Source organism: Sphingomonas sp. LaA6.9, assembly GCF_022601895.1.
In the GTDB taxonomy this organism is placed as follows: Bacteria; Pseudomonadota; Alphaproteobacteria; order Sphingomonadales; family Sphingomonadaceae; genus Sphingobium_A.
Map to the genome: position 1 here is coordinate 1 of NZ_JAKVIO010000084.1, position 4,802 is coordinate 4,802.

Sequence of the window (4,802 nt, forward strand, 5' to 3'; positions counted from 1 at the left end):
TCCTGGTGTTGGCTGGGGGGCGCCTTGAACACGACGACGTCGCCGCGTTCGGGCGTGTCCGCCATGATCCGCCCGGGGATCAGCGGCACGCTGAAGGGCAGGCTGTATTTCGAATAGCCATAGTTCCACTTGGAGACGAGCAGATAGTCGCCAACGAGCAGTCGCGGCATCATCGATTCGGACGGGATGTTGAAGGGCGCGGCGATGAAGCTGCGGATGACGAAGACGATGATCCCGAGCTTGAGCAGGAAGCCAAGGAAATCAAGCGTTTCCGACTTCTTCTTTTGCGGCGCGTCGGGAAGGGCTTCGGCCGGCGTGATATCGGTCATGTCCGCGCTTTGCTGTGGAAGGCGCGCAAAATCAAGCGCCGCCGGTTTCAGAAGCAATAAGCCGCGAATCCTGACAGCCAGATCATCGCGCCCTGGTCGCGCCAGAGCAGCCAGCCGACAAGCAGCAGCGGGGCGAGGACCGCAACGATTGCAAGGGGGCGCAGCCGCATCATGCCGGCTGCAACCTTGCCACCGGCGCATCGCGGATCGGCAGATGGATCAGCGCCGCGAACAGACCGAGCGCGATCGAGACGCCCCAGGCGAAATCGTACGAACCGCTGAGGTCATAGACGAAGCCCGACGCCCAGGCCCCGAAGAAGCTGCCGACCTGATGGCTCAGGAAGACGATGCCGCTGAGCATCGAAAGATGCCGCACGCCGAAGATCTGGCCGACCAGTCCGTTGGTCAGCGGGACCGTGCCAAGCCAGAGGAAGCCCATGATCGCGGCGAAGCCCAGCGCGGTCGCGGGCGTGAGCGGCAGGATGATGAACAGTGCGATCAGCGCGGCGCGCGCTGCATAAAGGGCAGCGAGCACCTTTTGCTTGCGCAACCGGTCCCCCGCCATGCCGAAGAACCACGATCCGAGGATATTGAACAGGCCAACCAGCGCCAGTGCGGTCGCGCCGATCGCGATGCCAAGACCCTTGTCGTTGAGATAGGCGGGAAAATGCGTGGCGATGAAGGCGATATGAAAGCCGCACACGAAAAAGCCGGCATTGAGCAACCAGAAGCTGCGTTCGCCCGTCGCTTCGGCAAGCGCCTCGCGCGCCGACTGCTGGGGGCCGAGCCCGGTTGTGGCGCCAGGCTTCCCCGCGACGCCGATCGCGAACGCGGCGATCGTCGCGATCAGGCCGGCCAGAATGACGAAGGCCATGCGGTAACCGAAATCGGCGAGCAGCAGCTGCGCGCCGGGCACAACGAGAAACTGGCCCACCGAGCCGCCGGCGGTGACGATGCCGAATGCCATGGTACGCTTCTCGGCGGGCACCACGCGCCCGACCGCTCCCATGGTGACGGTGAAGGTGCATCCCGCCATGGCGAGCCCGACGATCAGGCCCAGCGACAGATGGATGCCAAAGGCATTGGTCGCGGCGGATGCGGCGATCAGCCCGAGCGTATAGAGCGTGGCGCCCCCGAGCACGACGCGCCCTGCGCCATGTCTGTCGGCAAGCGCGCCGACAAAGGGCTGGACGAGTCCGAAGACGAGATTCTGGATCGCGAGCGCAAGCCCGAAGCTCGACCGGCCGATATCGAGCGCCATGCTCATTTGCGGCAGGAAAAGCCCGAACGACTGGCGCACGCCCATCGCCACCGTGACGATCGCGGCGGCGCACAGGATCACGGTCCATGGGCTCTTCATTGATGAAAGGGGGGAGGCGGTCACGCGCGAATTTCCTCTATGCGGTCGAGTATGGCGAAAAGCCGGTCATGTTCGGTGCCAAGCGCATCGGCCATGCGGCGTTGTGCGTTTTCCCAGAGCGGCGTTCCCAGCGCGAGCTTCGCCATGCCTGCGCCGGTCAGTTCTATAATGCGCACGCGCTGATCGGCTCCAGGCCGCGAGCAGATCAGCCTGTCCGTTTCAAGCGGCTGGAGCGTGCGATTGAGCGTCGTGCGATCGAGGCCGGTGGCGGTGGCGAGCGTCGACAGCGGCGAGGCGCCCGTGCGCTGCAGCGCCCTGAGCAGCGCGAATTGCGGCGTGGTCAGCCCTATGGGCGCGAGTGCGTCGTCATAGAGCGCGGTGACGGCGCGCGCCGAACGACGCAGCTTGGTACATACACAGACGGTCGGGAGCATGGTTGCGTGTATATGCACCTAAGATGGGCCGGTCAATCTTCGCGTCGCTTTCGCTGGAACGGCGCGTCGATCTTGCTAGAGCGGGCGACGACGATTGGGAGATGCGTTGATGACCGAATCCACCGCCTGGAACCGCCTCGAAACCGCTGACAGGCCAACGCTGTCAGAGCTGTTTGGCGCCGAGCCCGACCGTCTGTCGCAGTTCACGCTCGAAGAGGCGGGAATCCGCTTCGACTGGTCCAAGACGCATCTGACCCCCGGACTTGTTGCCGACTTTGTCGCGCTTGCAAAGGACATGAATCTGGCGGGCGCGCGCGAAGCGCTGTTCGCGGGCAAGACCGTCAACGTCACAGAGGGCCGCGCCGCCGAGCACACGGCCGAACGGGGCGAGGGCAATGCCGAAACCGTAGCGCGGGCGCGTATGTTTCACGCGCGGATGCGCGCGCTGATCGATGCGATCGAGGCAGAGGCGCTGGGCCCGATCCGGCACATTCTCCACGTCGGCATCGGAGGGTCGGCGCTGGGCCCGAATCTGCTGGTCGACGCGCTCGGCCGCGATTCGGGGCGTTATGATGTCGCAATCGTCTCCAATGTCGACGGCGCCGCGCTCGAGGAGGCGTTCAACCGTTTCGATCCCTCGGCGACGCTGCTCGCGGTTGCCTCCAAGACCTTCACGACGACCGAGACGATGCTCAACGCGCAGAGCGCGCTCGAATGGATGACCGAGGCGGGCGTCGAGGACCCCTATGGCCGCGTGATCGCGCTGACCGCCTCGCCCGACCGCGCGCTTGAATGGGGTGTGGACGAGACGCGCGTGCTGCCTTTCGCCGAGAGTGTCGGCGGGCGCTATTCGCTCTGGTCATCGATCGGCTTTCCCGCCGCTCTGGCGCTTGGCTGGGACGCCTTCGAGGAACTGCTCGAGGGCGCGGCCGCGATGGACCGGCATTTCCGGCTCGCGCCGCTGGAGAAGAACGCGCCCGTGCTCGCGGCCTTTGCCGATCTCTATTATGCGCAAATGCGCGGTTGCGAAACGCGCGCGGTGTTCGCCTATGACGAGCGGCTGCGCCTGCTGCCGAGTTATCTCCAGCAGCTCGAGATGGAATCGAACGGCAAGCGCGTAACCGCCGACGGCAAGCCACTGACGCGGCCCAGCGCACCGATCACCTGGGGCGGAGTCGGGACCGATGCGCAGCATGCGGTGTTCCAGCTGCTCCATCAGGGCACGCACCTCGTCCCCGTTGAATTCATCGCCGCGATCGAACCCGGCCATCCGCTGGACGAAGCGCACCATCGCCAGCTGCTTGTGAACTGCTTCGCGCAGGGCGCGGCGCTGATGGCGGGCCGCGAGAGTGACGATCTGGCGCGCGCCTATCCGGGAGACCGCCCGTCGACCACGATCCTGCTCGATCAGGTGGATCCGCGGACGCTCGGCGCGCTGATCGCCTTTTACGAGCACCGCGTGTTCGTGAACGCGGCGTTGCTCGGCATCAATCCCTTCGACCAGTTTGGCGTCGAGCTGGGCAAGGAGATCGCGAAGTCGATCGACAGCGAGGGTACCGAGCGTTTCGACGCATCGACGCGTGCGCTGATCGCGCGCGCCTTCGGCTGAAGCGATCAGACTGACGCGTAAAAGCGATTTGTCTGTTGGTGGTCGGCTCCCTAGATGGGCGGCGACACCGCAATGATCGAGGAATTGCCATGCCCGCCTATGACTATGATCTTTTCGTAATCGGTGCGGGATCGGGCGGTGTGCGCGCCTCGCGCGTCGCGGCGGCGCACGGTGCGAAGGTCGCGATCGCGGAGGAATACCGCGTCGGTGGCACCTGCGTCATCCGCGGCTGCGTGCCCAAGAAGCTGCTCGTCTATGGCGCCCATTTCGCGGAGGATCTGCAGGACGCCAAGCGCTTCGGCTGGGATGTGCCCGAGTGCAAGTTCGACTGGCCGACGCTCAGGGACAATGTGCTGGCGGACGTGGACCGCATCAACCGCGCCTATACCGACACGCTGAACAACAACAAGGTCGAGATCATCCTCGAGCGCGCGACCGTCTCCGGACCCAATGAGGTGACGCTGGCGTCGGGCAAGACGGTGACCGCGGGCAAGATCCTGATCGCGACGGGCGCATGGCCGATCATCCCCGACGTGCCCGGCGCCGAGCATGGCATCACCTCGAACGAGGTCTTTCATCTCGACGCGCTGCCCAGGCGCATCGTCATCGCGGGCGGCGGCTATATCGCCAACGAATTTGCGGGCATCTTCCACGAGTTCCGGACCCAGGTCACGCTCGTCAACCGTTCGGACACGATCCTGCGCGGCTATGACGAGTCGGTGCGCGATCGCCTGCTCCAGATCTCGATGATGAAGGGCATCACCTTCAAGTTCAACGCGCCGTTCGAGAAGATCGAGAAGCAGGCCGATGGCTCGCTGAAAGTCTTCCTCAAGGGCTGCGATCCGATCGACGCCGATGCGGTGCTCTTCGCCACGGGGCGCAGGCCGCATACTTCAGGGCTTGGGCTTGAGACTGCGGGCGTCGAGATCGACGAAAACGGTGCCATCGTGGTCGATGCCGACAACAAGTCCAGCTGCGACAGCATCTATGCGGTGGGCGACGTCACCAATCGTATCCAGCTCACCCCCATCGCGATCCGCGAGGGGCAGGCCTTCGCCGACACGATCTTT

General features: G+C 64.9%; 6 protein-coding genes. 2 read left to right on the forward strand and 4 right to left on the reverse strand.

What is annotated here, in order from left to right; genetic code table 11:
• The 4 genes from lepB to MKI88_RS21160 form a co-directional block, all read right to left on the reverse strand.
• A partial coding sequence (lepB, locus tag MKI88_RS21150; RefSeq protein ID WP_241633533.1) for a signal peptidase I occupies window positions 1-329 on the reverse strand: 329 nt, incomplete at its 3' end.
• A 47-nt stretch (window positions 330-376) separates the two neighbouring features.
• Window positions 377-502, reverse strand: coding sequence for a hypothetical protein (locus MKI88_RS21450; protein ID WP_281063779.1), 126 nt, complete (start codon window positions 500-502; stop codon window positions 377-379).
• Window positions 499-1,713, reverse strand: coding sequence for an MFS transporter (locus tag MKI88_RS21155; protein ID WP_241633534.1), 1,215 nt, complete (start codon window positions 1,711-1,713; stop codon window positions 499-501). The genes MKI88_RS21450 and MKI88_RS21155 overlap by 4 nt, the downstream gene beginning before the upstream one ends.
• On the reverse strand, window positions 1,710-2,123 hold the full coding sequence (locus tag MKI88_RS21160; RefSeq protein ID WP_241633535.1) for a MarR family winged helix-turn-helix transcriptional regulator: 414 nt from the start codon (window positions 2,121-2,123) through the stop codon (window positions 1,710-1,712). The genes MKI88_RS21155 and MKI88_RS21160 overlap by 4 nt, the downstream gene beginning before the upstream one ends.
• A gap of 109 nt (window positions 2,124-2,232) precedes the next feature.
• Between MKI88_RS21160 and pgi the strand changes: the two genes are divergently transcribed.
• Both pgi and MKI88_RS21170 read left to right on the forward strand, forming a co-directional pair.
• Window positions 2,233-3,732 carry a glucose-6-phosphate isomerase gene (gene pgi, locus MKI88_RS21165; RefSeq protein ID WP_241633536.1) on the forward strand — a complete coding sequence of 500 codons (1,500 nt, stop codon included), beginning with the start codon at window positions 2,233-2,235 and terminating at the stop codon, window positions 3,730-3,732.
• A gap of 89 nt (window positions 3,733-3,821) precedes the next feature.
• On the forward strand, window positions 3,822-4,802 hold a 981-nt coding region (locus MKI88_RS21170), incomplete at its 3' end, for an FAD-dependent oxidoreductase (RefSeq protein WP_241633537.1).

Bases quoted from the DNA above. Each gene is read 5' to 3' on its own strand.
- MKI88_RS21450 (WP_281063779.1), bottom strand. From the start codon at position 502: ATGATGCGGCTGCGCCCCCTTGCAATCGTTGCGGTCCTCGCCCCGCTG.
- MKI88_RS21160 (WP_241633535.1), bottom strand. From the start codon at position 2,123: ATGCTCCCGACCGTCTGTGTATGTACCAAGCTGCGTCGTTCGGCGCGC.
- pgi (WP_241633536.1), top strand. From the start codon at position 2,233: ATGACCGAATCCACCGCCTGGAACCGCCTCGAAACCGCTGACAGGCCA.